The following is a 25,550-nucleotide window of genomic DNA, read 5'->3' on the forward strand; positions in this document are numbered from 1 at the left end:
TTCTTGTTGGATGTTTGCACATCTATACTCGAAACAAGCCTCAGGACGCCACCCCGCGTTTGCCCGGCGCTGGCGATCTCGTCCCGACAACAATTCCAAGGAGAACGCAGATGAACGCACCGCAATCCCCTAACAGCACCAAGGTTGAGCAGGTCAAGCTGCTGATCGACGGCCAGTGGGTCGAGTCCAAAACCACCGAATGGCGTGACATCGTCAACCCGGCCACCCAAGAGGTGCTGGCGCGCGTACCGTTCGCCACCGTCGAGGAAGTCGACGCAGCCGTGGCCGCCGCTCAACGCGCATTCCAGACCTGGCGTAACACCCCGATCGGCGCCCGCATGCGCATCATGCTCAAGCTGCAGGCGCTGATCCGCGAACACACCAAACGCATTGCCCAGGTGCTCAGCGCCGAGCAGGGCAAGACCCTGGCCGACGCTGAAGGCGATATCTTCCGCGGCCTGGAAGTGGTCGAGCATGCTGCGTCCATTGGTACCCTGCAGATGGGCGAATTCGCCGAGAACGTCGCCGGCGGTGTCGATACCTACACCTTGCGCCAGCCGATCGGCGTATGCGCTGGCATCACCCCGTTCAACTTCCCGGCAATGATCCCGCTGTGGATGTTCCCCATGGCCATCGTCTGCGGCAACACCTTCGTGCTCAAACCATCCGAGCAGGATCCGCTGTCGACCATGCTTCTGGTCGAGCTGGCGCTGGAAGCCGGCGTACCGGCCGGCGTGCTGAACGTGGTGCACGGCGGCAAGCAGGTGGTGGATGCCATTTGCACCCACCAGGACATCAAGGCGATTTCCTTCGTGGGCTCTACTGAAGTCGGTACGCACGTTTACAACCTCGGCAGCCAGCATGGCAAGCGTGTGCAGTCAATGATGGGGGCCAAGAACCACGCGGTGGTGTTGCCTGATGCCAACCGCACACAAACCATCAATGCGCTGGTGGGTGCTGCCTTCGGCGCGGCGGGCCAGCGCTGCATGGCGACCTCGGTGGCGGTGTTGGTGGGCAAGGCCCGCGAATGGTTGCCGGATATCAAGGAGGCTGCCAGCAAGCTCAAGGTCAATGCTGGCTGTGAGCCGGGCACCGACGTTGGCCCGGTGGTATCCAAGCGGGCCAAGGAGCGTGTGCTGGGCCTGATCGAAAGCGGTATCAAGGAAGGCGCCAAGCTGGAACTTGACGGCCGTGACGTCAAGGTGCCGGGCTACGAGCAAGGCAACTTCGTCGGCCCAACCCTGTTCTCGGGCGTGAAGACCGACATGCAGGTGTATACCCAGGAAATCTTCGGCCCGGTGCTGGTGACCCTGGAAGTCGATACGCTCGACGAGGCCATCGCCCTGGTCAACGCCAACCCGTTCGGCAACGGCACCGGCCTGTTCACTCAGAGCGGCGCGGCAGCACGCAAGTTCCAGAGCGAAATTGATATTGGCCAGGTCGGCATCAACATCCCGATCCCGGTACCCGTACCGTTCTTCAGCTTCACCGGCTCGCGGGGTTCCAAACTCGGTGACCTGGGGCCGTACGGCAAGCAAGTGGTGCAGTTCTACACTCAGACCAAGACCGTCACTGCTCGCTGGTTCGATGACGACAGCGTCAACGACGGTGTGAACACCACCATTAGCCTGCGCTAAGGAGTACGTCATGCGTATCGCATTCATCGGCCTGGGCAACATGGGCGCGCCCATGGCCCGCAACCTGATCAAGGCCGGGCATCAGCTGAACCTGTTCGACCTGAACAAGGCCGTGCTTGCTGAGCTGGCAGAACTGGGCGGGCAGATCAGCCCCTCGCCCAAGGACGCGGCGGCCAACAGCGAGCTGGTGATCACCATGCTGCCGGCCGCAGCCCATGTGCGTAGCGTGTACTTGAACGAGGACGGCGTACTGGCCGGCATTCGCCCTGGCACGCCGACCGTTGACTGCAGCACCATCGACCCGCAGACCGCACGTGACGTGTCCAAGGCCGCAGCGGCAAAGGGCGTGGACATGGGGGATGCGCCGGTTTCCGGTGGTACTGGCGGCGCGGCGGCCGGCACCCTGACGTTCATGGTCGGCGCCAGTACCGAGTTGTTCGCCAGCCTCAAGCCGGTACTGGAGCAGATGGGCCGCAACATCGTGCACTGCGGGGAAGTCGGTACCGGCCAGATCGCCAAGATCTGCAACAACCTGCTGCTAGGCATTTCGATGATCGGCGTGTCCGAGGCCATGGCCCTGGGTAACGCGTTGGGTATCGATACCAAGGTGCTGGCTGGCATCATCAACAGTTCGACCGGGCGTTGCTGGAGCTCGGACACCTACAACCCATGGCCGGGCATCATCGAAACCGCTCCGGCATCGCGTGGCTACACCGGTGGCTTTGGCGCCGAACTCATGCTCAAGGACCTGGGGTTGGCCACCGAAGCGGCACGCCAGGCACACCAACCGGTGATTCTCGGTGCCGTGGCCCAGCAGCTGTACCAGGCCATGAGCCTGCGAGGCGAGGGTGGCAAGGACTTCTCGGCCATCGTCGAGGGTTATCGCAAGAAGGATTGATGCAAGAGGTGGACTTCATCGCGGGCCAGGTGGCCTTCCCTCTGTAACTGCGCACCAGAGGGAAGGGCGTCTGCTCCGCGATTTTTTTGTCCACGCTTACAGGTAGTGCGCGGCCGTGGTAGGAGCGGGTTCACCCGCGAATGCTACAGAAGCCTCACCGCCGCATTAGCAGGTAAACCCGCGCCTGCAAGTCAGGCGAAGACGAAATACTTACGTACAGTCTCGACCACTTCCCACGTACCTTTCATGCCTGGCTCGATCACGAACACATCACCTGCTTTCAGGTGCTTCGGCTCTTCGCCTTCCGGGGTGATGATGCAGTAGCCATCGAGGAAGTGGCAGAACTCCCATTTATCGTAGTTGACCTCGAACTTGCCCGGGGTGCAGATCCAGGTGCCCATGATCTTGCTGCCGTCAGCCGACAGATAGGCATTGAGGTTGACGGTGTGCGGATCGCCGCCGATGCGCTTCCACTTGGTGGCGTCCACGACCGGCGTCGGGCAGGTTTCGCGCAGGACGGTGATGAAATCGGACATGGCACAACTCCTGGTGACTGGCTGAATGACGGGTCACCATAGGCCCAACGGCCGCGCCGCAGTTGCCTGGGCTCGACGTCCAGGTGTCTGCCCGCGCTATGGCAGGCGGTTTGCCTCGACAGTGGTGTGCGCCCTTGCGCGTCAGCCGGTAAAGGTGGCTACCAGTTCTGCGGCATAGCCCGGCAATGCCGCAAAATCCCGTGCGCACACCAGCAACCGGCGGTTGGCCCATGGCTCCTGCAGTGCCACCCAGTGCAGCGGCAGCATGCCTTGCCAGCGCTGTACTGCTGCCAGTGGCACCACCCCGATTCCGGCCCCGCCCGCGACCATGCGGATCACCCCATCAAACCCCTCCGCACGCACCCGAACCTGCATGCGCTGCCCCTCGTGCAGCGCTTGCTCTTCCAGGTACAACCCCAGTGCACTGCCGGCCCCCAGGCCGACATAGCCATGGGCCAGGCTGTCGACGAAGCTTGGCGCCAGCGCACTGGCCAGGGGGTGGGCCTGTGGCGTCACCAGCACCAGCGGGTCATCTCGAAACGGCCGGGTCTGCAGGTGCTCGCTGGGGGCGGCTGTGGACACGATGCCCAGGTCGGCCATGCCTTGGGTAATTGCCTGCACGATGCGCAAACTCGGCAGCTCTTGCACATCCACGCTGACTCCAGGGTTTTCAGCCAGATAGCTGGCCAGCAGTTCGGGCAAGTATTCGGTCAGCGCAGCGGTGTTGCACAGCAGGCGCACCTGGCCTTGCTGCCCTTGCGCGTATTGGCCCAGGTCGAACTGCAGGCGTTCGACCTGCTGCGTTATCAGCCGTGCATGCTGCAAGAGTGCCTGGCCAGCCGGCGTTGGTTGTACGCCACGGCGGTTACGTTCCAGCAAGGGAATGCCCAGTGATGCTTCCATGGCGCGAATGCGCGCACTGGCTGCCGGCAGTGACAGATGGCTGCGGCCGGCGCCAGCGGTGATGTTGCCGCACTCCAGGGTGTGCTGGAACAGCTTGAGGTCGATCAGGTCGAAATGCATGTGGCTCTGTCCTGGCAAGAGGCTGGCTGAGTATATGGCAGATTCTCACGTCGCCCGGTGCACGGCATCATCGGCCCATGACGACCTTGCTCGCTTTCTATCAGAACATTGGCCCGGCACTCTCGTTGCTGGTTGTACTGACCTTTCTGCTGGCTGGAGCAGTGAAGGGGGTCATCGGCCTGGGCCTGCCGACCATTGCCATGGGCCTGTTGGGCCTGGCTATGCCACCGGCGCAGGCTGCCGCGTTGTTGATCGTGCCCTCGACACTCACCAACCTGTGGCAGCTGGCCAGCGGCGGGCACCTGCGAGGGTTGTTGGTCCGCCTGGGGCCGATGCTGGCATTGATTTTTGTCGGCACCTTGCTGGGCAGCGCCTGGCTGGGAATCAACAGTGGCCCCTGGGCTGCGCATGCGCTGGGGGGCGCCTTGCTGGTCTATGCGTTGTATGGGTTGGTCGGCCCGGGCTTGCAGCTAGCCCCGGGACACGAGCGCTGGCTGGGACCGCTTTGCGGGCTGGTCACGGGTGTGGTCACTGCGTCGACCGGGGTGTTCGTGATGCCAGCGGTGCCTTACCTGCAGAGCCTGGGCTTGAGCCGCGAGCAGATGATCCAGGCCCTGGGCCTGTCGTTTACGGTATCGACCCTGGCCTTGGCCCTAGGCCTGGCCGGGCAGGATGCCTTGGGTGGCCAGGCGCTGGGGGCGTCGCTGCTGATGCTGGCGCCGGCCTTGCTCGGCATGCTGGCGGGCCAGTGGCTGCGTCAGCGGATCAGCGCGCTGCTGTTCAAGCGTTGCTTTTTCATCGGCCTGGCCGCCCTCGGCGGCCACCTGCTGATCAACGGTTAGCGGACGAAGCGCTGAGCATGTCGACCCGCTGGATATCGAAATCGCGCTCCAGGTAGTCCATGCGCTTTTCGAAGAAGGCGGCCATGTGCGGAAGGGCCGAGTGCACGTCCAGCGCGGCCTTGTCGGCCCACACTTCGAAGAACACAAACAGGCTTGGGTCCTGCTGGTCGCGCAACATGTGGTACTCGATGCAGCCGGGTTCCTGGCGGCTTGGCTCGACGTAGGGACGGAACAGGTTTTCGAACGCATCAGCCATTTCCGGGCGGGTCTTGGCTTTGAGGATAAAGGCGAACGGCTCACTCATGGGGCGCTACTCGGTGATGGGTGGTGAGTCGATTCTACGGCAATAATGTATTGCTCATTCGTGACTTCTGGTCAATTGTATTTTGCCCCGTCACCGCTGTATCCCGCCCCCGCGAGCCTCTAACCTGCCGGCATCAATTTTTGATTCGGCCGTGGAGGCCAGCATGAAAAAGATCCTTCTGCTCAATGGTGGTAAACAGTTCGCTCACTCCGAAGGCCGCCTCAACGCGACCTTGCACGAAGCGGCCATCGCTCACCTGGACCGCGCCGGTTTCGATGTGCGCCAGACGTTCATCGACGGCGGCTACGATGCCCAGGAAGAGGTGGAGAAATTCCTCTGGGCCGATGTGGTGGTCTATCAGATGCCCGGCTGGTGGATGGGCGCGCCGTGGACCGTGAAGAAGTACATCGACGAGGTGTTCACTGCCGGTCACGGCAGCCTGTATGCCAATGACGGTCGTACCCGTTCTGACCACTCGCAGAAATACGGCAGCGGTGGTCTGGTGCACGGCAAGCAATACATGTTGTCGCTGACCTGGAACGCGCCGCAGCAGGCGTTCGACGACCCGAGCGATTTCTTTGAAGGCAAAGGGGTGGATGCCGTGTATTTCCCGTTCCACAAGGCCAACCAGTTCCTGGGCATGACCGGCCTGCCGACCTTCCTGGCTGTGGATGTGATGAAGCGCCCGGATGTGCCGGCGGCGTTGGCAGCTTATGAGGCCCATCTGGACAAGGTGTTTGGCAAGGCACAGTAATTTTATGTCTGTACCGGCCTCTTCGCGGGCTTGCCCGCTCCCACAGGTATTACGCAGGTTTCAAGGACTTTGCAGTACTTGTGGGAGCGGGCAAGCCCGCGAAGAGGCCCATACAGGCGCCGCTGGACTTGGCCTCGACAAGCGGTTATCTAATCCTTGCACAGACCAACCACAGGCCCTGATGTGAAAACCCGATCCGAAGAACTCCAGGTATTCGTCGCCGTCATCGACTGCGGCTCGATTTCCGCTGCTGCCGAGCAGATGGGCCAGACCCCGTCTGCCGTCAGCCGCACCTTGTCGCGTCTGGAGGGCAAGCTGGGCACCACGCTGGTCAACCGCACCACCCGGCGCATGGACCTTACCGAAGAGGGGCGCTACTTTCTTGAGCGCGCGCGGCTGATCCTGCAGCAGATGGACGAGATGGAAGAGCGTCTGTCGATGAACCGCCAGACCCCGACCGGGCGATTGCGCATCAATGCCGCTGCGCCGTTCATGCTGCATGCCATCCTGCCCTGGATTGGCGAGTTCCGCCGCCAGTACCCAGGCATCGAACTGGAGCTCAACACCGACGACCTGATCATCGACCTGCTGGAGCAGAGCACTGATGTGGCGATCCGCATCGGAGAGCTGGCCGACTCCAGCCTGCACGCGCGCAGCCTGGGTTGCAGTCCGGTGCAGGTGCTGGCCAGTCCGGCCTACCTGGAGCAGCACGGCACGCCACGGCAGGTCGAGGACCTGGCCAACCACTGTCTGCTCGGCTTCAGCCAACCTGAGTCGCTCAATCACTGGCCGCTACGCCACGCTCAGGGCGATCGCTGGAGCATCCGCCCGACGCTGGTCGCTTCCAGCGGCGAAACCCTTCGCCAGCTGGCGTTGGCCGGGGAGGGCATCGTCAGCCTGTCGCACTTCATGACCCACGAAGATATCCGCACAGGGCGCCTGCAGGTGCTGCTGAGCGAGGCCAACAATGGCTACCGTCAGCCGATCCACGCGGTGTATTACCGCAACACCCAGTTGGCGCTGCGCATCCAGTGCTTCCTGGATTTCATCCAGCGCAAGCTGGCGATGTACGCCTGCTGAGTTGCCTGATCGCGACAAATCCTGTCCACAGGCGGCGAAACTTCCGCCGGTTGATTGCACAGTCGAAGCGCTTCGGCCTTACTGACTGCTCAACAAAAACAACACCAAGGAAGTGTCATGCGTATTGTCCCGTTCCAGTACCTGGCTCTCGCAGCCGCGATCCTGAGCTGTTCCTCGGTTTACGCCGCCACCCTGGAGGGCGGCGCGGTGGCCGCCCCCGATCAATATGGCGCACAGGTGGCCGCCGATATTCTGAAAAAGGGCGGCAACGCGGTGGACGCGGCAGTAGCGACTGCCTTCACCCTGGCGGTGACTTACCCAGAGGCCGGTAATATCGGCGGTGGCGGCTTCATGACCCTGTTCGTCGATGGCAAGCCTTACTTCCTCGACTACCGCGAAGTCGCGCCCAAGGCCGCCACGCGCAACATGTACCTGGACGACAAGGGCGAGGTCATCGAGAACCTCAGCCTGGTCGGGGCACGCGCCGCAGGCGTACCCGGTACGGTAATGGGCCTGTGGGAGGCGCACCAGAAGTTCGGCAAGCTGCCCTGGAGCGAGTTGCTGACCCCGGCCATCGGCTATGCGAAAAACGGCTTCAAGGTGGCGGAAAAGCAGTACCAGTACCGCAACGATGCCCAAGGCATGTTCAAGACGGCGACCAACTTCAACGATTACTTTGGCAACATGAAGGTCGGCGAGCTGTTCAAGCAGCCGGAAATGGCCCAGACCCTGGAGCGTATAGCCGACAAGGGCGTGAGCGAGTTCTATCAAGGCAAGACCGCCGACTTGCTGGTGGCGCAGATGCAGGCTGACAAAGGCCTGATTACCAAAGAAGACCTGAAGGATTACAAGGCGGTATGGCGTGAACCGATGGCCGTGAGCTGGCGTGGCAATGTGGTGTATACCGCGCCACCGCCGAGCTCAGGCGGTGTGGCGCTGGCCCAGTTGCTGGGCATCAAGGAAGACCGCGCGGCCGACTTCAAAGGGGTGGCGCATAACTCGGCGCAGTACATCCACCTGTTGGCCGAGATCGAAAAGCGGGTGTTCGCCGACCGCGCCGACTACCTGGGCGACCCGGCCTTCACCAAGGTGCCGGTGGACCAGCTGGTGGCCAAGGATTACCTGGCCAAGCGCGCAGCCCAGGTCAACCCGAAGGCCATTTCCGACACCGACAAGGTCAAGCCGGGCCTTGAACCGCACCAGACCACGCATTTCTCGATCGTCGACAAGCAGGGCAACGCGGTCAGCAATACCTACACCCTCAACCTCGACTACGGCAGTGGCGTCGTGGTGAAGGGTGCCGGTTTCCTGCTCAACGACGAGATGGATGACTTCAGCGCCAAGCCGGGGGCGGCGAACGCCTTTGGCGTGGTCGGCGGTGATGCCAACGCGATCGAACCGGGCAAGCGCATGCTGTCGTCGATGAGCCCCAGCCTGATGACCCGCGATGGCAAGGTCGAGCTGGTAATCGGTACCCCGGGTGGTTCACGGATCTTTACCTCGATCTTCCAGGTGATGAACAACCTGTACGACTACGGCATGCCGCTGGACAAGGCGGTGGCGGCGCAGCGCGTGCACCATCAGTTGCTGCCCAAGGACACCATTTACTTCGACAGCTATGCGCCACTGACCGGGCCGGTAGCTGATGAGCTGAAGAAGATGGGCTATGTGCTGGAGGACCAGGGCTGGGAGATGGGCGACATCCAGGCGATCCGCGTCGATGGGGCGAAGCTTGAGACTGCTTCCGACCCACGTGGGCGTGGGGTAGGGATGATCGTCAAGTAGTACCTGTCAGAACGCCGGGAGGGCTTTGCCCTCCTATCGCGACACAAGGCCGCTCCCACGAGGACCTGCGTTGGGGGCCTTGAGTCGCGAAAGGGCCGCAAAGCGGCCCCAGGTGCCAACGGTCAGACGCGGAACTGGCTGACCAGTGTCTGCAACTGCCCACCCAACCGCGCCAGCTCCACACTCGACGCTGCCGTCTCGTCACTGGCTGCTGCGGTTTGCTCTGACACATCACGCACATTCAGGATGCTTCGGCTGATCTCTTCAGCCACCGCACTCTGCTGCTCTGCCGCCGCAGCAATCTGCTGGTTCATCGACTGGATGCTCGATACCGTACTGGTAATGCTCTCCAGCGATGACCCGGCCTTTCGCGCCAGTTCGACGCTGCTGTCGGTCAGGGCACGGCTGCCCTGCATGGCATTCGCCACTTGCTGGGTACCGTGCTGCAGGCTGGCAATCAGCTCTTCGATCTCTTCGGTAGACTTCTGCGTGCGTTGGGCCAGGCCGCGCACTTCGTCGGCAACCACGGCAAAGCCACGGCCTGCCTCGCCGGCACGCGCCGCCTCGATCGCTGCGTTGAGCGCCAGCAGGTTGGTCTGTTCGGCCACCGACTTGATCACGTCCATCACGCTACCAATTTTCTGGCTTTCCTGCTGCAGCAGGTTCATGGCCTCGGTGGAGCGGTGCATGTCTTCGGCCAGGCGTTCGATCTGGCCAATCGCTTCGCCCACCACGCGGTCGCCGGCACGGGCTTCGTCATCGGCTCCGGTGGCTGCATGTGAGGCCTGCTCGGCATTGCGCGCCACTTCCTGAACGGTAGCGGCCATTTCGTGCATGGCGGTGGCCACCTGGTCGGTCTCGACTTTCTGGCTGTTGGCGCCCGCGCTGGTCTGTTCGGTGACTGCCGACAGCTCTTCGGCGGCGCTGGCGATCTGGGTGACGCCATCGCGGATGCCGCTGATCAGCTCGCGCAGGGTGGTGCCCATGCGCGCGATGCCTTGCTGCAGCACGCCCAGTTCGTCACGGCGGGTGACGCGCATGTGTTGGGTAAGGTCGCCACTGGCGATTTTTTCCACGGCCACCAGGGTGTCTTGCAACGGGCGCGTGATCTGGCGGGTGATCAGCACCGCCGCCAGCACGCCGACCAGCAGCGCCAACAGTGTGGCGATGGCCTGCAGGCTGCGGGCCTGGGTGCTCTCGATGTCACGGCGCTCCAGCTGGATCTGGTACAACGCGTCACTGCGCTTGACGATGTCGGCACCCTGCACGGTCATTTCGGCGCGCGAGGTAGTGATGTTGGCAACCGCGTCGCGGAACTGGCGTACGGCGTCACGATAGGCCAGTACTGCGTTTTCGAACTGTTGCAGGCGGGCGTCTTCGCTGGGCAGCTGGCGCTTGAGGTTGTCGGTATCGGCCAGTGCTGCATCCAGCTGGCGCAAGGCGGCCTGCTCGTTGGCGCTGCTGTTCTCGGCGATGTAGCCACGCACATCGATGCGTACCTGCAGCAGTTGCTGGCGGGCCTTGCTGATCAGCTGGTACTGGGCCAGGCGCACGCTGTCAGCCTCGGGGCGAGCCATCACCTCCTGGCTGAGCGCATCCATGGCCTGGTCGGCGCGAATGGCCGAACTGTCCATGGAAACGCGCGCTGCGCGGGTGGCGTCGTAGCCCTGGCGCATCTTGTTCAGCGACAGCTTGTAGGCACTGATGGTATCGCCCAGCTCACCCAGCAGCTTGACGTTCTCCGGGCTTTTGAAGGTGGTGGCCAGGTAGGCCTGCTGCTTGCTGAATGCGTCCAGCTTGGCCAGGGTGTTGGCGGCGGCGGTATCGTCGCCGTTGGCGATCATGTACTGCAGGCGCGCAATGCGTAGATCGGTGAGGTCCTTGTTCAACTGGCCAATATCGCCCATCCAGTTGCTACGGTCGATCAGGCTGCCCAGGCTGGTCCAGCCGGTGAGGGCCAGCAGGCCAGTGAGGACCAGCACCAGGCCGAAGCCCAGGCCGAGTTTAAGGTTGACGCTGATGTTGGCGAACCAGCTGTTCATGCACGCTCTCCAGAAGTTGATTTCGCTCTCTTGATCTTCGATCGCCAGGCGTTGTTGTTCTGGATGCCCGCTGATTCGTGCAGGGGTTATCGGCCGTGATTGGGGAAGCTGAAACGCTTTTTCAGCAAAATATCAGCAGATGGTCTCACTTGGTCCCTGTTGGGCCTGGGATCAGAGGGTGCGTGCGCTGAAGGTGTCGCAGCGGTTCACTTCACCTTCGGCAAACCCGATCTTGAACCAACGCACCCGCTGCGCGGAAGTGCCATGGGTGAAGGAGTCCGGCACTACGCGGCCGCGGCCTTGCTGCTGCAGGCGGTCGTCGCCAATGGCATTGGCCGCATTCAGCGCTTCCTCGACATCGCCTGGCTCCAGCCAGTTCAGGCGTTTCTGCGCCTGGTAGGCCCATACCCCGGCCAGGCAGTCAGCCTGCAACTCCTGGCGCACCAACAGGCCGTTGTCGCCCTCCATGCGCTGGCCGGCGCGTCGTGCGGCATCCACCTTGGCCGAAACGCCCAGCAGTGTCTGCACATGGTGACCGATTTCGTGGGCGATCACGTAGGCCTGGGCGAAGTCGCCCGCTGCAGCGAAGCGGGTTTCCATTTCGCGGAAGAACGACATGTCCAGGTACACCCGCTGGTCCGCCGGGCAATAGAACGGCCCGACCGCTGCCGAGGCAAAACCACAGGCCGAATTGACCTGGCCGCTGAACAGGACCAGTTTGGGGTCACGGTATTGTTTGCCGGCCTGGGCGAACAGGGCTTTCCAGGTGTCCTCGGTGTCGCCCAGAATCGAGGCGACGAACTCGGCCTGCTGGTCGTTGGCCGGGGGGGCCTTGGCGCTTGTACCACTGGGGGCCGTTTGCTGTTGCTCCAGCTGGCCGGTGAGCTGGCCAAGAATCTGCAGCGGGTCCTGCCCGGTGAGCCAGCCGATGCCGACGATCAGCAGAATCGCCCCGAGCCCCAGCCCCTTGCCGCCGCCGAAGCGCATGCCGCCACCGCCACCTTCGCCCCGGGCATCGACCACGTTGTCGCTGCGTCGGCCTTTTCGCCATTCCATGAATGCTCTCCGAGCGTGAAACAAGAAGACAAAGATTAGTTCAGGAAAGCGGCTGGTGTCAGGCAAAGGTGTTAAGACATAACCATTTGGTTATGTATGAGTTGGTCGATTTCAATATTCATCACGCGCGACCTGCCGGAAACTGCAAGTCCGCCTGCCACGCCCAGGCGTTCTCACAATTCCAAGAGAGGAAACCGGCATGCCCGCCCAGGACAACAGCCGCTTCGTGATCCGTGATCGCAACTGGCACCCTAAAGCCCTTACGCCTGACTATAAGACCTCCGTTGCCCGCTCGCCGCGCCAGGCACTGGTCAGCATTCCGCAGTCGATCAGCGAAACCACTGGTCCGGACTTTTCCCATCTGGGCTTCGGCGCCCACGACCATGACCTGCTGCTGAACTTCAATAACGGTGGCCTGCCCATTGGCGAGCGCATCATCGTCGCCGGCCGTGTCGTCGACCAGTACGGCAAGCCTGTGCCGAACACTCTGGTGGAGATGTGGCAAGCCAACGCCGGCGGCCGCTATCGCCACAAGAACGATCGCTACCTGGCGCCCCTGGACCCGAACTTCGGTGGTGTTGGGCGGTGTCTGACCGACCGTGACGGCTATTACAGCTTCCGCACCATCAAGCCGGGCCCGTACCCATGGCGCAACGGCCCGAACGACTGGCGCCCGGCGCATATCCACTTCGCCATCAGCGGCCCATCGATCGCCACCAAGCTGATCACCCAGTTGTACTTCGAAGGTGACCCGCTGATCCCGATGTGCCCGATCGTCAAGTCGATCGCCAACCCGCAAGCCGTGCAGCAGTTGATCGCCAAGCTCGACATGAGCAACGCCAACCCGATGGACTGCCTGGCCTACCGCTTCGACATCGTGCTGCGCGGCCAGCGCAAGACCCACTTCGAAAACTGCTGAGGACCCCGCCATGCCAATCGAACTGCTGCCGGAAACCCCTTCGCAGACTGCCGGCCCCTACGTGCACATCGGCCTGGCCCTGGAAGCCGCCGGCAACCCGACCCGCGACCAGGAAATCTGGAACTGCCTGGCCAAGCCAGACGCCCCGGGCGAGCACATTCTGCTGATCGGCCACGTTTACGACGGAAACGGCCACCTTGTGCGCGACTCGTTCCTGGAGGTGTGGCAGGCCGACGCCAACGGTGAGTACCAGGATGCCTACAACCTGGAAAACGCCTTCAACAGCTTTGGCCGCACGGCTACCACCTTCGATGCCGGTGAGTGGACGCTGCAAACGGTCAAGCCGGGTGTGGTGAACAACGCTGCTGGCGTGCCGATGGCGCCGCACATCAACATCAGCCTGTTTGCCCGTGGCATCAACATCCACCTGCACACGCGCCTGTATTTCGATGATGAGGCCCAGGCCAATGCCAAGTGCCCGGTGCTCAACCTGATCGAGCAGCCGCAGCGGCGTGAAACCTTGATTGCCAAGCGTTGCGAAGTGGATGGGAAGACGGCGTACCGCTTTGATATCCGCATTCAGGGGGAAGGGGAGACCGTCTTCTTCGACTTCTGAGGTGAAGCTTGGGGCCGCTCTGCGGCCCATTCGCGGGCAAGCCCGCTCCTACAACGATCTGCGTACACCGACGCCGATCAATGTCGGAGCGGGCTTGCCCGCGAATGGGCTGCAAAGCAGCCCCGGCAATACAACGATCAGCGCCGAACCAGCAGAACCCCACTCTCCATATGGTGGGTATACGGGAACTGGTCAAACAATGCACAGCGCTCGATGCGGTGGGTGTCCTGCAACTGGGCAATGTTCGCTGCCAGCGTTTCCGGGTTGCACGAGATGTACAGAATGCGCTCGAAACGCCGGGTCAGCTCGCAGGTATCCGGGTCCATCCCCGCACGCGGTGGGTCGACGAACACGGTACCGAACTGATAACTCTTCAGGTCGATGCCTTGCAGGCGACGGAACGGCCGCACCTCATTCAGTGCCTGGGTCAGCTCCTCTGCCGACAAACGTACCAGCCGCACGTTATCCACAGCGTTTTCGTCAAGGTTGCTCAGGGCGGCATTGACCGACGTCTTGCTGATTTCGGTGGCCAGCACCTGGCGTACACGCGTGGCCAGCGGCAGGGTAAAGTTGCCGTTGCCGCAATACAGCTCCAGCAGGTCATCCTCACGCTCGCCAATGGCCTCGAAGGCCCAGCTGAGCATCTTCTGGTTCACTGCGCCGTTGGGCTGGGTGAACGCACCCTCCGGCTGGCGGTAACTGAACACGCGGCCAGCCACATCAAGTTTTTCCACCGCGTAGTCGCGGCCGATAACCAAGCGCTTGCCCTTGGAGCGGCCGATGACGCTCACCCCCAGCGCTTCAGCCAGTTGCCGTGCTTCCACTTCCCAGGCCTCGTCCAGCGGGCGGTGATAGCACATCGTGATCATCGCATCGCCAGCCAGCGTGGTGAGGAACTCCACCTGGAACAGGCGGTTGCCCAGTTCTTCGCTGGCCTGCCAGGCTGCCTTCAGGCGTGGCATCAACGCGTTGATGCGTTCGCTGGCAATGGGGAAATCGTCGATCAGGATTGCCTTGTGCTTCTCGCCCGGGGCGAACATGGCGTAGTGGCGCTGGCCATCCTCGCGCCACAGGCGGAACTCGGCGCGCAGGCGGTAATGCTCGCGCGGTGAGTCGAAAACAGCCGGTTCCGGCGCGCCGAATGGCGCCAGCAGCTCGCGCAGCCGTGCCACCTTGGCGTCCAGTTGGGTGGCGTAGGAGGAGGGGTCGAAAGCAGCACTCATGCGTTGAACCAGCCTAGCTTGATGACGAACAGGATGGAAAGGATCACCAGGGCCGAGTTGAGTTCGCGGTGGCGGCCCGAGATCAACTTGACGGCGGTCCAGGCGATGAAGCCGAAGGCGATACCATTGGCGATCGAGTACGTCAGCGGCATGGCCAAGGCAGTTACCACCACCGGTGCGGCTTCGGTGACGTCGTCCCAGTTTATTTCCGCCAGGCCCGAGGCCATCAGTACCGCGACGAACAGCAGCGCCGGAGCGGTGGCGAAGGCGGGCACGCTACCGGCCAGTGGGGCAAAGAACAGCGCCAGCAGGAACAGCACGGCAACCACGATGGCCGTCAGGCCGGTGCGGCCACCGGCGCTCACACCCGCAGCGGACTCGATATAGCTGGTGGTGGTCGAGGTGCCCAGCAGGGAGCCGGCCATGGCGGCGGTGCTGTCGGCGATCAGGGCGCGGCCCATCTTCGGCATGTGGCCGTCCTTGCCCATCAGGCCGGCGCGCTTGGCCACGGCGATCAGGGTGCCGGAGTTGTCGAACAGGTCGACGAACAGGAACGCGAAGATCACGCTGATCAGGCCCACATCGAGGGCACCGGCGATGTCCAGCTGCAGGAAGGTGGGTGCCAGTGAAGGTGGCATCGACACGATCCCGCCGAACGGCGTGACGCCCATGGCGATCGACGCGACGGTGACGGCCAGGATGCCGATCAGCACCGCGCCGCGCACTTTCAGCGACTCAAGGCCGACGATCAGGAAAAAGCCCAGTGTGGCGAGAATCACCGACGGCTGCTTGAGGTCGCCCATGCCCACCAAAGTGGCTGGGTTATCGACGACGATGCCGGCGTTATGCAGGGCGATCAATGCCAGGAACAGGCCAATGCCGGCGGCAATCGCCGAACGCAGCGGCAGCGGGATGCTGTTCACGATCCACTCGCGGATGCGGAAGATCGACAGCAGGAAGAACATCACCGCCGACAGGAACACGGCACCCAGTGCCACCTGCCAGGTGTGGCCCATGTGCAGCACCACGGTGTAGGTGAAGAACGCGTTCAGGCCCATGCCCGGTGCCAGGGCGATCGGGTAGTTGGCTATCAGGCCCATGGTGGCGGAGCCGATGGCCGCTGCCAGGCAGGTGGCGACGAAGATCGCGCCCTTGTCCATGCCGGTCTCGCCGAGGATGCTCGGGTTGACGAACAGGATGTAGGCCATGGCCAGGAAGGTGGTGACGCCCGCGAGAATCTCGGTGCGCACGTTGGTGTTGTGTGCTCTTAGTTGAAACAGCCTTTCCAGCATGCCCGCTCCCCAAGGCGCCCCCGGCGCCATGAATGTATCGACCCCAACAGCAAAGCACAGACCGTACCGGATGCCGTGGTTTTGTGTGGGGAGGAAAAAAGCCGCGCATCATACCAGCATGCATGGCGGGGGCCTATGGCCGTTGGGGAATGGGTTTTTCTGGCCCTGTGCGGGGAAGTTCCCCCGTAGGCGCGGGCTTGCCCGCGAAGCGGCGGGCACAGGTGACCCATCACCCGTTATGCAACCGGTCCCGCTTGGCCAGGGTAGGGAACAGTTTTATCCACACCCCGGTCACCACCAAAGTGCCCACCCCGCCCAGCACCACCGCCGGCACTGTACCAAACCAGTGCGCGGTCACCCCCGATTCGAACTCACCGAGCTGGTTCGAGGCACCGATGAACAGGCCGTTCACTGCGCTGACCCGCCCACGCATTTCATCCGGTGTCTCCAGCTGCACGAACGAACTGCGAATGACCATGCTGATCATGTCTGCCGCACCCAGTACCACCAGTACCGCCAGCGAGAACCAGAACGAGGTCGACAGGCCGAAGGCGATGGTCGCCACGCCGAACACGCCGACCGCAGTGAACATCGTCCGCCCGACGTTGCGCTGGAACGGGAAGCGCGCCAACCAGAGCGACATCAGCAATGCTCCCACCGCTGGCGCCGAGCGCAACAGGCCAAGGCCCATCGGCCCGGTTAGCAGGATGTCCTTGGCAAATACCGGCAGCAACGCGGTGGCTCCGCCCAACAATACGGCGAACAGGTCCAGCGAGATGGCGCCGAGGATGTCGGGCCGGCTGCGAATGAAGCGGATGCCAGCCAGCAGCGATTCGATGCTGGCGCGCCCGCGCTGGGCGACCTGGCCGCGCACCTGCAGGCTCAGGGTCAGCACGCAGGCAATGGCGTACAAGGCCACCGTCGGGCCGTACACCCACATGCTGCCAAAGGCATACAGGAATCCGCCCACCGCCGGCGCCACGATGGTCGCCGACTGGGTGGCCGAGGCCGACGCCGCCACTGCCCGCGGGAACAGCCCGGCCGGTACCACATTGGGCAACAACGCCTGGGTTGCCGGCATTTCGAATGAGCGGCTGGCGCCGAGCAGGAAGGCCAGGGCAAAGATCAGTTCGCGGGTGACGTTGTCGGTGGCACTGCCCACCGCCAGCGCCAGGGCAATCAGCCCCTGAAGGCTCTGGCACAGGGCGGCGACCTTGCGCCTGTCATAGCGGTCGGCGACATGGCCGGTGTGCAGCATGAACAGCACCCGTGGGGCGAACTCGACCAGGCCGACCAGGCCTAGGTCCAGGACGTTGCCGGTCAATTGGTAGAGGTGCCAGCCGATGGCCACGGTGAGCATCTGGAAGCCGCTGGCGGTGAACACGCGGGCCAGCCAGAAGGCCAGAAAAGGACGATGGTGACGCAACAACTGCGGTGCGGAATCGGACATCGGAAACCAGGGGCCTCGGCGCAGTAGAGGGGGGCGCAGCGTATCATCTGTTTGTAACAAGCGGTTACTGTTTGCTCAGGTCGGCACTTTTCCACTGCTAATCAAAGAGGGTGAGGCAACAGGTCACGCGGCAATCCACCACACGGCCCACCGGGCCATTCGGGACTATGCTTCCTAGCATTCATTGATCTGGGTCAATCGTTCCAGATCAATGAATTGGCCGTCTGGCCGGAATCCCTGCGATCGAACAGAACAATTCCAACACGCCGTACTCGACCCAGTGGGGGCAGTGGGCGACTGGGGCCACAAGCCCGGACGCCGGATTATCTGAAGAGGAAGCACCATGTTCGGAATAGAGGCCTTAGAGCTCGCCCGAATGCAGTTTGCCTTTACCGTGTCGTTCCACATCCTGTTCCCGGCCATCACCATTGGCCTGGCCAGCTACCTGGCAGTCCTCGAAGGCCTCTGGCTGCGGACCCACAACCAGGTCTACCGTGACCTCTATCACTTCTGGTCGAAGATCTTCGCCGTCAACTTCGGCATGGGCGTCGTCTCCGGCCTGGTCATGGCCTACCAGTTCGGCACCAACTGGAGCCGCTTCTCCGACTTTGCCGGCGCCGTCACCGGCCCGCTGCTCACCTACGAAGTACTGACTGCGTTCTTCCTCGAGGCCGGCTTCCTGGGCGTCATGTTGTTTGGCTGGAACCGCGTCGGCCGTGGTCTGCACTTCTTCTCCACGGTGATGGTAGCGCTCGGTACGCTGGTCTCTACCTTCTGGATTCTCGCCTCCAACAGCTGGATGCAAACCCCGCAAGGTCACGAGATCATCGATGGTAGGGTGGTGCCGGTGGACTGGTTTGCGGTGGTGTTCAACCCCTCTTTCCCCTACCGCCTGATGCACATGGCCACTGCCGCGTTCGTGTCCACCGCGTTCTTCGTCGGTGCCTCGGCGGCCTGGCACCTGCTGCGCGGGCGTGACAACCCGGCTGTACGCAAGATGCTGTCGATGGCCATGTGGATGGCACTGATCGTCGCCCCGATTCAGGCAGTGATCGGCGATTTCCACGGCCTCAATACCCTCAAGCACCAGCCGGTGAAAATTGCCGCGATCGAAGGCCACTGGGAGAACGTGCCCGGTGAGCCGACTCCGCTGATCCTGTTCGGCATTCCCGACATGGAGGCCGAGACTACCCGGTTCAAGATCGAGATCCCGGCGCTCGGTAGCCTGATCCTGACTCACAGCCTGGACAAGCAGGTGCCGGCGATGAAGGAGTTTCCGCCCGAGGACCGGCCTAATTCGACCATTGTGTTCTGGTCGTTCCGGATTATGGTCGGGCTTGGTTTCCTGATGATCTTCGTTGGCCTGTGGAGCCTGTGGTTGCGCAAACGCGGCACGCTGTACAGTTCACGCCCGTTCCTGCATGTGGCCCTGTGGATGGGCCCATCCGGGCTGGTCGCGCTGCTGGCCGGCTGGTTCACCACTGAAATTGGCCGCCAGCCTTGGGTGGTGTACGGCCTGATGCGCACGGCAGACGGTGTCTCCAACCACAGCTACGCCCAGCTCGGCTTCACCCTTGTGGCGTTCGTGGTGGTGTACTTCGCCCTGTTTGGCACCGGCCTTGGCTACATGATGCGCCTGGTGCGCAAAGGGCCGCAGACCGGCGAGGGTGACGAGCACACACCGGGAGGCCCAGGCCAGAAACGCACGCCGGCACGGCCTTTGTCCGCCGCCGATGATGGCCGCGAGGCCACCGCTGCCAGCCTGAACGAGGGGAACTGAACCATGGGTATCGACCTTCCACTGATCTGGGCCGTGATCATCATCTTCGGCGTCATGATGTACGTGGTGATGGACGGATTCGACCTGGGGATCGGCATGCTCTTCCCCTTCGTCAAGGGCGAGCAGGACCGTGATGTCATGATGAACACTGTCGCGCCGGTATGGGACGGCAACGAAACCTGGTTGATCCTGGGCGGTGCCGGACTGTTCGGTGCCTTCCCGATGGCGTATGCCGTGGTCCTCGAGGCCCTGTACCTGCCCCTGATCCTGATGCTGATCGGCCTGATTTTCCGAGGCGTGGCCTTCGAGTTCCGCTTCAAGGCCAAGGCCGACAAGCGGCACATCTGGGACAAGGCTTTTATCTGGGGTTCGCTGATCGCCACCTTCTTCCAGGGTGTGGCGCTGGGCGCGTTCCTGGAGGGGTTCAAGGTGGTCGACCGGCATTTTGCCGGTGGCACCCTGGACTGGCTGACCCCATTCAGCCTGTTCTGCGGGCTGGGGTTGATCGTGGCCTACACCTTGCTGGGTTGCACCTGGCTGATCATGAAGACCGAAGGGCCGCTGCAGCAGAAGATGCACGATATGGCCCGGCCGCTGGCGCTGGTGCTGCTGGTGGTGATCGGTATCGTCAGCCTGTGGACGCCCATCGCCTACCCGCAGATTGCCGACCGCTGGTTCAGCATGCCCAACCTGATCTGGTTCATGCCGGTACCGCTGCTGGTGCTGGTGACCTTCTACGGGTTGCTCAAAGCGGTGGCACGCAACGCGCACTATACGCCGTTCCTGCTCACGCTGGTACTGATCTTCCTTGGCTACAGCGGCTTGGGCATCAGCCTGTGGCCTAACATCATCCCGCCGTCGATTTCGATCTGGGATGCCGCAGCGCCACCGCAAAGCCAGGGCTTCATGCTGGTGGGTACTCTGTTCATCCTGCCGTTTATCCTGATGTATACCTCCTGGAGCTACTATGTGTTCCGCGGCAAGGTCACCCACGAAGACGGCTACCACTAGGAGGGCCGCATGATGGCTGGCAAACATGGTTTGGAAGACAAGAAACCGCTGTGGCAGCGACTGGGTTGGCTGTTGCTGATCTGGGCAATGAGCGTTGCAGCGCTGGGTGTGGCGGCCTGGGTGATGCGGCTGTTCATGGGGGCTGCGGGCCTGACCACACATTGATAAAGAGCGGCAGCGGGCTTGCCCGCGAAGCAGGCAGCGCGCTAGATGGCACCGGCGTTGCCGGTGTTCGCGGGCAAGCCCGCTCCTACGGGGGCGGTGGAGCGCTTACTTGCGGGCTTTCAGAATGACGAACTTGGGCGTTGCCGCCACCTGCTCCACCCCCCGGAACAACCGCGCCAGCTTGCTGTGATAGCCCAGGTGCCGGTTACCCACGATGTACAGCGCCCCACCTACCACCAGCGCTTCACGCGCCTGCTGGAACATGCGCCAGGCGAGGAAATCGCCCACTACCTGCTGTTGATGGAACGGCGGGTTGCACAGCACCACGTCCAGCGACTGCTTCTCCAGCCCGGCCAGGCCATCGGCCGCGAAGAAGGTCGCCGGGCGCTCGCCCAACGCTGCCAGCCAGTTCTCCTGCGCCGATTGCACTGCCATGTACGACTCGTCGACCAGGGTGTACTCGGCCTCCGGGTTGGCCAAGGCGCTGGCGATCGCGAGTACGCCGTTGCCGCAGCCCAGGTCTGCCACCCGCGCACGGCCAAGGTCGCGTGGTAGATGCGGGAGGAACGCCCGCGTCCCGATATCCAGGCCTTCACGGCAGAACACGTTGGCGTGGTTGACCAAGTCAAGTGCCGGCGCGTCGAGGCGGTAGCAGCTGGGATAGGGGGACTTGGCGAGCGGCCGCTCGGCAACCGTTGCTGTCAGCAAACGGGCCTTTTTCAGGGCCAGCGAAGCCTGTACGGGGCCGATGTACTTCTCCATCAGGTCGCCGGCCGCCCGTGGCAGGTGCTTGATCATTGCCCCAGCAATCACCTGCGCACCGGGTGCCAGCTGGCCTTGCAGGCGGATCAGTTGTTCTTCCAGCAGGGCCAGGGTCTTGGGTACACGCACCAGCACCCGGTCGAACGGGCCTTGCCAGTGTTCGCTGGCCGGTACGAACGGCACACTGTCGAACGGCAGGCCATTGCGCACCAGGTTCTTTTCCAGGGCCAGGTGCCCCAGGTGCGAGTCACCGCTGCTGACCACCTGCAGCTGGCCTGCAAGGCTTGCGGCCAGGGCACCGAAGCTGTCATTGAGCACCAGTACCCGGCAATTGGCGTCGGGTGCCTGATCGTGTAGCTGCGCAAGCAGGTACTCGTCGGCGGCATCGAAGGCCTGCAACGGGTCGTTGGCCTGCTCCGGCTGGCGGATCAGGTCGAGTTCGGCGTAGGGGGTGGTCAACAGGGGCATGGCGTCTGGCTCGGGTACGAAACTGCCCGTTGCGGTTCGCGCCGGGCTTTGCCGGGCGATTCTACAGGGCTTTGCCCGAGGTCGCAGGTTCGAAGATCAGATCCAGCCACGCAAGGCGGCAATGGCAATGGCTCCGGCCTTGTTGGCTGCGTTGGTCTTGGTGATCACGCTGCGGATATGGAAATTGACCGTGCTTTGCGACAGCGAGAGGATGGAGGCAACATCGGCAGCGGTCTTGCCGGCGGCAGACCATTTCAGCACTTCCAGTTCACGCTCGCTCATTTTCGGCTGGGGTGGGCATAGCGCGTTCAGGTGGTGCTCGCCCAGTACCGCGTGAAGGGTGTGGCACAGCCACTGCACACTGCCGGCTTTGTCGTACAGTTCGAGCATATCGATGTGGCCGTTTGGCCGAGCGACACTGATCTGGCTCTCGTTGTGCTGCTGATCGTGAAGCGACTGTGTCCAGCCGTGGCGCAAGCCATGCAGGCAGGCCATTTCGCGAAATTGCGGGGCTTCCTTGTAAAGCTCATCGGTCCACAGCACCGGCATCGTCGAGCTGTGGCTCAGGTTCGCCGCCGGGTCCTGCTTGTAGAAGTCGTCGCGCTGGTAGCGTTCGATCCACTCACTTGGGTAGTTGCTGTAGAGGTATAGCCTTGGCGTTTGCGTAGCGATCTGAATGCGGATGTTCAGCCCAAGGTAATCCATGTCCAGGTCCTGAGCCAGATGGACTGCGATGTCGAATAGCTTCTGCGGGCTGCGTTCGCTGACGAACGCCTGAAGATACTCGGGTTTCCAGTGAAGCATTTGAAACACTCCTTGGGGCGCGCAGGTTCCAATCCGTTTGAGTACCCGGATGATTGTAGGAAAAGACCTACCATCCTGTTGGGATTTTTTTGTTATAGCGAACAGGATTTTCTGCGAGTTCGGCACGTTCACCCTGGATGAGGCCCTACAAAGCGGTGGTTTTTATCCTGGCCACTTTAGGCGACACTGTGCACACGCCAACCCTGGAGCCCGATATGACCGCTAGCGCCGAAAAGTTCACTCGCCAGACACTGCTCGATGTTCAGCCACTGACGCCGAACCTCTTCAGCCTGCGGGTTACGCGCGACGCGGGGTTCCGTTTCCGTTCCGGCCAATTTGCCCGGTTAGGTGTGACCAAGGCCGATGGTAGTGTGGTGTGGCGCGCCTATTCCATGGTCAGCGCCCCCCATGACGAGCACCTGGATTTCTTTTCCATCGTGGTGCCAGGTGGTGAGTTCACCAGTGAGCTGAGCCGTTTGGGGGCAGGCGATACGTTGCTGATCGACCGCCAGGCGTTCGGTTTTCTCACCCTCGACCGCTTCGTCGGTGGTCGTGACCTGTGGCTGCTGGCTACCGGTACCGGCATTGCGCCATTCATGTCGATCCTGCAGGACTTCGAGGCCTGGGAGCGCTTTGACAGCATTAAGCTTGTGTATTCAGTGCGCGAAGCGAAGGAGCTGGCCTATGTGGATGAAATTGCCGGGCTGGAACAGCGCGATTATCTGGCCGAGTACGCGGGCAAGTTGCAGTTCATTCCCGTGGTGACCCGTGAACAGCACCCCGGGGCGTTGAATCAGCGGATTACGACGTTGATCGAGAATGGTGAGCTGGAGAGGGCGGCAGGGCTTGAACTGTCGCCGGAGCATTCGCGGGTGATGCTGTGCGGCAACCCGGAAATGATCGACGAAACCCGCAAGGTCCTCAAGGCGCGAGACCTGCAATTGAGCCTGAGCAAGCGGCCCGGGCAGGTGGCTGTCGAGAACTACTGGTAAGACCATTGCGGCCGTTGTGGGGCCTGTAGGCGCGGTTCACCCGCGAACACCGGCGAAGCCGGTGCCATCCACCGCACTGGACTCTTCGCCAGCAGGCCCGCCCCTACAGCGCCCCCGGCAATTTCAAGGCAAGCGGTTCTGGTTCTGCGTCTTGAGCAAATCGCGAATCTCGGTCAGCAGCGTCTCTTCAGCCGAAGGCACAGGCGGTGTAGTCGGTGCCACGGCTTCTTCACGCTTGAGCTTGTTGATCGCCTTCACGCCCATGAAGATGGCAAAGGCCACGATCAGGAAGTCGATCACGGTCTGGATGAACTTGCCATACGCCAGCATCACCGCTGGCACGTCACCTTCGGCAGCCTTCAGGGTAATGGCCAGGTCGCTGAAGTCCACGCCACCGATCAGCAGGCCCAGTGGCGGCATGATCACGTCGCCGACGAAGGACGAGACGATCTTGCCGAAGGCCGCGCCGATGATGATACCGACCGCCATGTCGACGACATTGCCTTTGACTGCGAAAGCCTTGAACTCGTTGAGCACGCCCATGTTTGGTTCCTTGTAACAAAAGGTGAGGTAAACGCAGTGTAAGCCACTTAAACGCTTCATGCGTTGTGTTCAGGGCTACTGACTGCAGTTAGAACGAATAGTTTTGTCGCATCTCGAGGCGTTCGAGACACGTCCTGCTCAGTTATCATGGCGAATTTTTCCAGGAGACCCCACCCATGGCCAAGGCCAAGCGCTTGTATGGCTGCACCGAATGCGGCGCGACCTTCCCCAAATGGGCCGGCCAGTGCGGCGAATGCGGGGCCTGGAACACTCTGGTCGAAACCATGATCGAAAGCGGCGGCGCTGCTGCACCCAGTAGCGGCCGCGCTGGCTGGACAGGACAGCAGGCGCAGATCAAGACCCTGGCCGAAGTCAGTGTCGAGGAAATCCCGCGTTTCACGACCAGCAGCACCGAACTGGACCGCGTGCTGGGTGGCGGCCTGGTGGATGGCTCGGTGGTGCTGATTGGCGGTGACCCCGGCATCGGCAAGTCGACCATTTTGCTACAGACCTTGTGCAACATCGCCGTGGGCATGCCGGCCCTGTATGTCACGGGGGAGGAGTCGCAGCAGCAGGTGGCCATGCGTTCGCGGCGGCTGGGCCTACCTCAGGACCAGCTCAAGGTGATGACCGAAACCTGCATCGAGACGATCATTGCCACGGCGCGGGTCGAGAAGCCGCGGGTAATGGTGATCGACTCGATCCAGACCATTTTCACCGAGCAGTTGCAATCGGCCCCGGGCGGCGTGGCCCAGGTGCGCGAAAGCACAGCGTTGCTGGTGCGCTATGCCAAGCAAAGCGGTACGGCAATCTTCCTGGTCGGCCACGTGACCAAGGAGGGCTCGCTGGCTGGCCCAAGGGTGCTGGAGCACATGGTCGACACGGTGCTGTATTTCGAAGGTGAGTCCGATGGCCGCCTGCGCTTGCTGCGGGCGGTCAAGAATCGTTTTGGCGCGGTCAATGAGCTGGGCGTGTTCGGCATGACCGATCGTGGCCTCAAGGAGGTATCCAACCCGTCGGCGATCTTCCTCAACCGTACCCAGGAAGAGGTGCCGGGTAGCGTGGTGATGGCAACCTGGGAGGGTACCCGGCCAATGCTGGTCGAGGTGCAGGCGCTGGTCGACGATAGCCATCTGGCCAACCCGCGGCGGGTAACCTTGGGCCTGGACCAGAACCGTCTGGCCATGTTGTTGGCTGTGCTCCACCGCCATGGCGGTATCCCGACCCATGACCAGGATGTGTTTCTCAACGTGGTCGGCGGGGTGAAGGTGCTGGAAACGGCTTCGGACCTGGCCCTGCTGGCGGCGGTGATGTCGAGCTTGCGCAACCGGCCACTGGCCCATGGTTTGCTGGTGTTTGGCGAGATCGGATTGTCGGGCGAGGTACGCCCGGTACCCAGTGGCCAGGAGCGCTTGAAGGAAGCGGCCAAGCACGGCTTCAAGCGTGCCATCGTGCCCAAGGGCAATGCGCCGAAAGAAGCGCCTGCGGGGTTGCAGGTGATTGCCGTTACCCGGCTGGAACAGGCGCTGGATGCATTGTTCGAATAGCGTGCAGGACCGAGCAAGTTC

Annotated in this window: 24 protein-coding genes; 13 read left to right on the forward strand and 11 right to left on the reverse strand. The window is 62.6% G+C overall.

The features are described 5' to 3' along the window. The first annotated feature begins 110 nt into the window (after positions 1–110). Together ACF8FB_RS14045 and mmsB are read left to right on the forward strand one after the other, a co-directional pair. The gene (locus ACF8FB_RS14045) at positions 111–1,637 is read left to right on the forward strand and encodes a CoA-acylating methylmalonate-semialdehyde dehydrogenase (RefSeq protein WP_010955322.1); all 1,527 of its coding nucleotides are present in this window, start codon (positions 111–113) and stop codon (positions 1,635–1,637) included. A gap of 10 nt (positions 1,638–1,647) precedes the next feature. Next, positions 1,648–2,535 carry a 3-hydroxyisobutyrate dehydrogenase gene (gene mmsB / locus ACF8FB_RS14050; RefSeq protein ID WP_010955321.1) on the forward strand — a complete coding sequence of 296 codons (888 nt, stop codon included), beginning with the start codon at positions 1,648–1,650 and terminating at the stop codon, positions 2,533–2,535. 191 nt (positions 2,536–2,726) lie between these two features. Here the strand turns inward: mmsB and ACF8FB_RS14055 are convergent, their stop codons facing one another. Together ACF8FB_RS14055 and ACF8FB_RS14060 are read right to left on the reverse strand one after the other, a co-directional pair. Continuing rightward, positions 2,727–3,071 (reverse strand): cupin domain-containing protein, encoded by a 345-nt coding sequence (locus ACF8FB_RS14055; protein WP_003251579.1) that lies wholly within the window; start codon positions 3,069–3,071, stop codon positions 2,727–2,729. Positions 3,072–3,212: 141 nt separating this feature from the next. After that, positions 3,213–4,094 (reverse strand): LysR substrate-binding domain-containing protein, encoded by an 882-nt coding sequence (locus tag ACF8FB_RS14060; RefSeq protein ID WP_010955320.1) that lies wholly within the window; start codon positions 4,092–4,094, stop codon positions 3,213–3,215. Positions 4,095–4,171: 77 nt separating this feature from the next. Here ACF8FB_RS14060 and ACF8FB_RS14065 point away from each other — a divergent pair, with 77 nt between their 5' ends. After that, entirely contained in the window at positions 4,172–4,936 is a 765-nt protein-coding gene (locus ACF8FB_RS14065; RefSeq protein ID WP_010955319.1) for a sulfite exporter TauE/SafE family protein, read from the forward strand. On the opposite strand, the gene ACF8FB_RS14070 is transcribed toward ACF8FB_RS14065, so the two are convergent. Then, positions 4,926–5,240, reverse strand: a complete 315-nt coding sequence (locus ACF8FB_RS14070; RefSeq protein ID WP_010955318.1) for a putative quinol monooxygenase — start codon at positions 5,238–5,240, stop codon at positions 4,926–4,928. The two genes, ACF8FB_RS14065 and ACF8FB_RS14070, sit on opposite strands and share 11 nt — an antisense overlap. Before the next feature lie 163 nt (positions 5,241–5,403). On the opposite strand from ACF8FB_RS14070, the gene ACF8FB_RS14075 reads away from it, so the two are divergent. From ACF8FB_RS14075 to ggt, 3 genes are all read left to right on the forward strand, one after another. Continuing rightward, positions 5,404–5,994 carry an NAD(P)H-dependent oxidoreductase gene (locus ACF8FB_RS14075; RefSeq protein WP_049587100.1) on the forward strand — a complete coding sequence of 197 codons (591 nt, stop codon included), beginning with the start codon at positions 5,404–5,406 and terminating at the stop codon, positions 5,992–5,994. Between the two features lie 183 nt (positions 5,995–6,177). Beyond that, positions 6,178–7,074: a LysR family transcriptional regulator gene (locus tag ACF8FB_RS14080; RefSeq protein ID WP_010955316.1), complete on the forward strand. Its 897-nt coding sequence runs from the start codon at positions 6,178–6,180 to the stop codon at positions 7,072–7,074. Between the two features lie 117 nt (positions 7,075–7,191). After that, a complete protein-coding gene (ggt, locus tag ACF8FB_RS14085) occupies positions 7,192–8,859 on the forward strand; it encodes a gamma-glutamyltransferase (RefSeq protein ID WP_010955315.1) in 1,668 nt (555 codons plus the stop codon). A 122-nt stretch (positions 8,860–8,981) separates the two neighbouring features. Here ggt and ACF8FB_RS14090 read toward each other — a convergent pair whose 3' ends face one another. After that, positions 8,982–10,949: a methyl-accepting chemotaxis protein gene (locus ACF8FB_RS14090; protein WP_370688789.1), complete on the reverse strand. Its 1,968-nt coding sequence runs from the start codon at positions 10,947–10,949 to the stop codon at positions 8,982–8,984. A 123-nt stretch (positions 10,950–11,072) separates the two neighbouring features. Beyond that, positions 11,073–11,957 (reverse strand): neutral zinc metallopeptidase, encoded by an 885-nt coding sequence (locus tag ACF8FB_RS14095; protein ID WP_049587096.1) that lies wholly within the window; start codon positions 11,955–11,957, stop codon positions 11,073–11,075. Between the two features lie 199 nt (positions 11,958–12,156). Here ACF8FB_RS14095 and pcaH point away from each other — a divergent pair, with 199 nt between their 5' ends. Both pcaH and pcaG read left to right on the forward strand, forming a co-directional pair. Further along, on the forward strand, positions 12,157–12,876 hold the full coding sequence (gene pcaH / locus ACF8FB_RS14100; RefSeq protein WP_009682255.1) for a protocatechuate 3,4-dioxygenase subunit beta: 720 nt from the start codon (positions 12,157–12,159) through the stop codon (positions 12,874–12,876). A 10-nt stretch (positions 12,877–12,886) separates the two neighbouring features. Continuing rightward, a complete protein-coding gene (gene pcaG, locus ACF8FB_RS14105; protein WP_010955312.1) occupies positions 12,887–13,492 on the forward strand; it encodes a protocatechuate 3,4-dioxygenase subunit alpha in 606 nt (201 codons plus the stop codon). Between the two features lie 137 nt (positions 13,493–13,629). Here pcaG and trmA read toward each other — a convergent pair whose 3' ends face one another. From trmA to ACF8FB_RS14120, 3 genes are all read right to left on the reverse strand, one after another. Beyond that, positions 13,630–14,715 carry a tRNA (uridine(54)-C5)-methyltransferase TrmA gene (gene trmA, locus ACF8FB_RS14110; RefSeq protein ID WP_392511484.1) on the reverse strand — a complete coding sequence of 362 codons (1,086 nt, stop codon included), beginning with the start codon at positions 14,713–14,715 and terminating at the stop codon, positions 13,630–13,632. Next, on the reverse strand, positions 14,712–16,007 hold the full coding sequence (locus ACF8FB_RS14115; RefSeq protein WP_010955311.1) for an NCS2 family permease: 1,296 nt from the start codon (positions 16,005–16,007) through the stop codon (positions 14,712–14,714). Before ACF8FB_RS14115 ends, trmA begins: the two co-directional genes overlap by 4 nt. A gap of 229 nt (positions 16,008–16,236) precedes the next feature. Then, complete coding sequence (locus ACF8FB_RS14120) at positions 16,237–17,457, reverse strand: MFS transporter (protein ID WP_392511485.1); 1,221 nt, start codon at positions 17,455–17,457, stop codon at positions 16,237–16,239. Between the two features lie 343 nt (positions 17,458–17,800). On the opposite strand from ACF8FB_RS14120, the gene ACF8FB_RS14125 reads away from it, so the two are divergent. The 3 genes from ACF8FB_RS14125 to ACF8FB_RS14135 are packed head-to-tail and all read left to right on the forward strand — an operon-like array spanning position 17,801 to position 20,413. Continuing rightward, complete coding sequence (locus ACF8FB_RS14125) at positions 17,801–19,237, forward strand: cytochrome ubiquinol oxidase subunit I (RefSeq protein ID WP_392511486.1); 1,437 nt, start codon at positions 17,801–17,803, stop codon at positions 19,235–19,237. A gap of 3 nt (positions 19,238–19,240) precedes the next feature. Next, on the forward strand, positions 19,241–20,248 hold the full coding sequence (cydB, locus tag ACF8FB_RS14130; protein ID WP_392511487.1) for a cytochrome d ubiquinol oxidase subunit II: 1,008 nt from the start codon (positions 19,241–19,243) through the stop codon (positions 20,246–20,248). A gap of 9 nt (positions 20,249–20,257) precedes the next feature. Then, a complete protein-coding gene (locus ACF8FB_RS14135; RefSeq protein ID WP_003251614.1) occupies positions 20,258–20,413 on the forward strand; it encodes a DUF2474 domain-containing protein in 156 nt (51 codons plus the stop codon). Positions 20,414–20,518: 105 nt separating this feature from the next. On the opposite strand, the gene ACF8FB_RS14140 is transcribed toward ACF8FB_RS14135, so the two are convergent. Both ACF8FB_RS14140 and ACF8FB_RS14145 read right to left on the reverse strand, forming a co-directional pair. After that, positions 20,519–21,643, reverse strand: coding sequence for a methyltransferase (locus ACF8FB_RS14140; RefSeq protein WP_019752542.1), 1,125 nt, complete (start codon positions 21,641–21,643; stop codon positions 20,519–20,521). Positions 21,644–21,739: 96 nt separating this feature from the next. After that, positions 21,740–22,447 carry an autoinducer binding domain-containing protein gene (locus tag ACF8FB_RS14145; protein WP_392511488.1) on the reverse strand — a complete coding sequence of 236 codons (708 nt, stop codon included), beginning with the start codon at positions 22,445–22,447 and terminating at the stop codon, positions 21,740–21,742. A 215-nt stretch (positions 22,448–22,662) separates the two neighbouring features. Here ACF8FB_RS14145 and ACF8FB_RS14150 point away from each other — a divergent pair, with 215 nt between their 5' ends. After that, positions 22,663–23,439, forward strand: coding sequence for a ferredoxin--NADP reductase (locus tag ACF8FB_RS14150; RefSeq protein WP_003251619.1), 777 nt, complete (start codon positions 22,663–22,665; stop codon positions 23,437–23,439). Between the two features lie 123 nt (positions 23,440–23,562). On the opposite strand, the gene mscL is transcribed toward ACF8FB_RS14150, so the two are convergent. Next, positions 23,563–23,982: a large-conductance mechanosensitive channel protein MscL gene (gene mscL / locus ACF8FB_RS14155; protein ID WP_014592354.1), complete on the reverse strand. Its 420-nt coding sequence runs from the start codon at positions 23,980–23,982 to the stop codon at positions 23,563–23,565. A 176-nt stretch (positions 23,983–24,158) separates the two neighbouring features. On the opposite strand from mscL, the gene radA reads away from it, so the two are divergent. Further along, complete coding sequence (radA, locus tag ACF8FB_RS14160; RefSeq protein ID WP_003251626.1) at positions 24,159–25,529, forward strand: DNA repair protein RadA; 1,371 nt, start codon at positions 24,159–24,161, stop codon at positions 25,527–25,529. The last annotated feature ends 21 nt before the right edge of the window (positions 25,530–25,550 follow it).

This window comes from Pseudomonas sp. yb_2, from assembly GCF_043103905.1.
GTDB lineage: Bacteria > Pseudomonadota > Gammaproteobacteria > Pseudomonadales > Pseudomonadaceae > Aquipseudomonas > Aquipseudomonas alloputida.

Excerpts from the sequence above, each read along its gene's own strand:
- ACF8FB_RS14135 (WP_003251614.1), top strand. The coding sequence starts at position 20,258 with ATGATGGCTGGCAAACATGGTTTGGAAGACAAGAAACCGCTGTGGCAG.
- ACF8FB_RS14125 (WP_392511486.1), top strand. The coding sequence starts at position 17,801 with ATGTTCGGAATAGAGGCCTTAGAGCTCGCCCGAATGCAGTTTGCCTTT.
- ACF8FB_RS14070 (WP_010955318.1), bottom strand. The coding sequence starts at position 5,240 with ATGAGTGAGCCGTTCGCCTTTATCCTCAAAGCCAAGACCCGCCCGGAA.
- ACF8FB_RS14145 (WP_392511488.1), bottom strand. The coding sequence starts at position 22,447 with ATGCTTCACTGGAAACCCGAGTATCTTCAGGCGTTCGTCAGCGAACGC.
- radA (WP_003251626.1), top strand. The coding sequence starts at position 24,159 with ATGGCCAAGGCCAAGCGCTTGTATGGCTGCACCGAATGCGGCGCGACC.
- pcaG (WP_010955312.1), top strand. The coding sequence starts at position 12,887 with ATGCCAATCGAACTGCTGCCGGAAACCCCTTCGCAGACTGCCGGCCCC.
- cydB (WP_392511487.1), top strand. The coding sequence starts at position 19,241 with ATGGGTATCGACCTTCCACTGATCTGGGCCGTGATCATCATCTTCGGC.
- ACF8FB_RS14120 (WP_392511485.1), bottom strand. The coding sequence starts at position 17,457 with ATGTCCGATTCCGCACCGCAGTTGTTGCGTCACCATCGTCCTTTTCTG.
- trmA (WP_392511484.1), bottom strand. The coding sequence starts at position 14,715 with ATGAGTGCTGCTTTCGACCCCTCCTCCTACGCCACCCAACTGGACGCC.
- ACF8FB_RS14045 (WP_010955322.1), top strand. The coding sequence starts at position 111 with ATGAACGCACCGCAATCCCCTAACAGCACCAAGGTTGAGCAGGTCAAG.
- ACF8FB_RS14055 (WP_003251579.1), bottom strand. The coding sequence starts at position 3,071 with ATGTCCGATTTCATCACCGTCCTGCGCGAAACCTGCCCGACGCCGGTC.
- ACF8FB_RS14115 (WP_010955311.1), bottom strand. The coding sequence starts at position 16,007 with ATGCTGGAAAGGCTGTTTCAACTAAGAGCACACAACACCAACGTGCGC.
- ACF8FB_RS14150 (WP_003251619.1), top strand. The coding sequence starts at position 22,663 with ATGACCGCTAGCGCCGAAAAGTTCACTCGCCAGACACTGCTCGATGTT.
- ggt (WP_010955315.1), top strand. The coding sequence starts at position 7,192 with ATGCGTATTGTCCCGTTCCAGTACCTGGCTCTCGCAGCCGCGATCCTG.
- ACF8FB_RS14140 (WP_019752542.1), bottom strand. The coding sequence starts at position 21,643 with ATGCCCCTGTTGACCACCCCCTACGCCGAACTCGACCTGATCCGCCAG.
- ACF8FB_RS14095 (WP_049587096.1), bottom strand. The coding sequence starts at position 11,957 with ATGGAATGGCGAAAAGGCCGACGCAGCGACAACGTGGTCGATGCCCGG.
- pcaH (WP_009682255.1), top strand. The coding sequence starts at position 12,157 with ATGCCCGCCCAGGACAACAGCCGCTTCGTGATCCGTGATCGCAACTGG.
- mmsB (WP_010955321.1), top strand. The coding sequence starts at position 1,648 with ATGCGTATCGCATTCATCGGCCTGGGCAACATGGGCGCGCCCATGGCC.
- ACF8FB_RS14075 (WP_049587100.1), top strand. The coding sequence starts at position 5,404 with ATGAAAAAGATCCTTCTGCTCAATGGTGGTAAACAGTTCGCTCACTCC.
- ACF8FB_RS14065 (WP_010955319.1), top strand. The coding sequence starts at position 4,172 with ATGACGACCTTGCTCGCTTTCTATCAGAACATTGGCCCGGCACTCTCG.
- mscL (WP_014592354.1), bottom strand. The coding sequence starts at position 23,982 with ATGGGCGTGCTCAACGAGTTCAAGGCTTTCGCAGTCAAAGGCAATGTC.
- ACF8FB_RS14060 (WP_010955320.1), bottom strand. The coding sequence starts at position 4,094 with ATGCATTTCGACCTGATCGACCTCAAGCTGTTCCAGCACACCCTGGAG.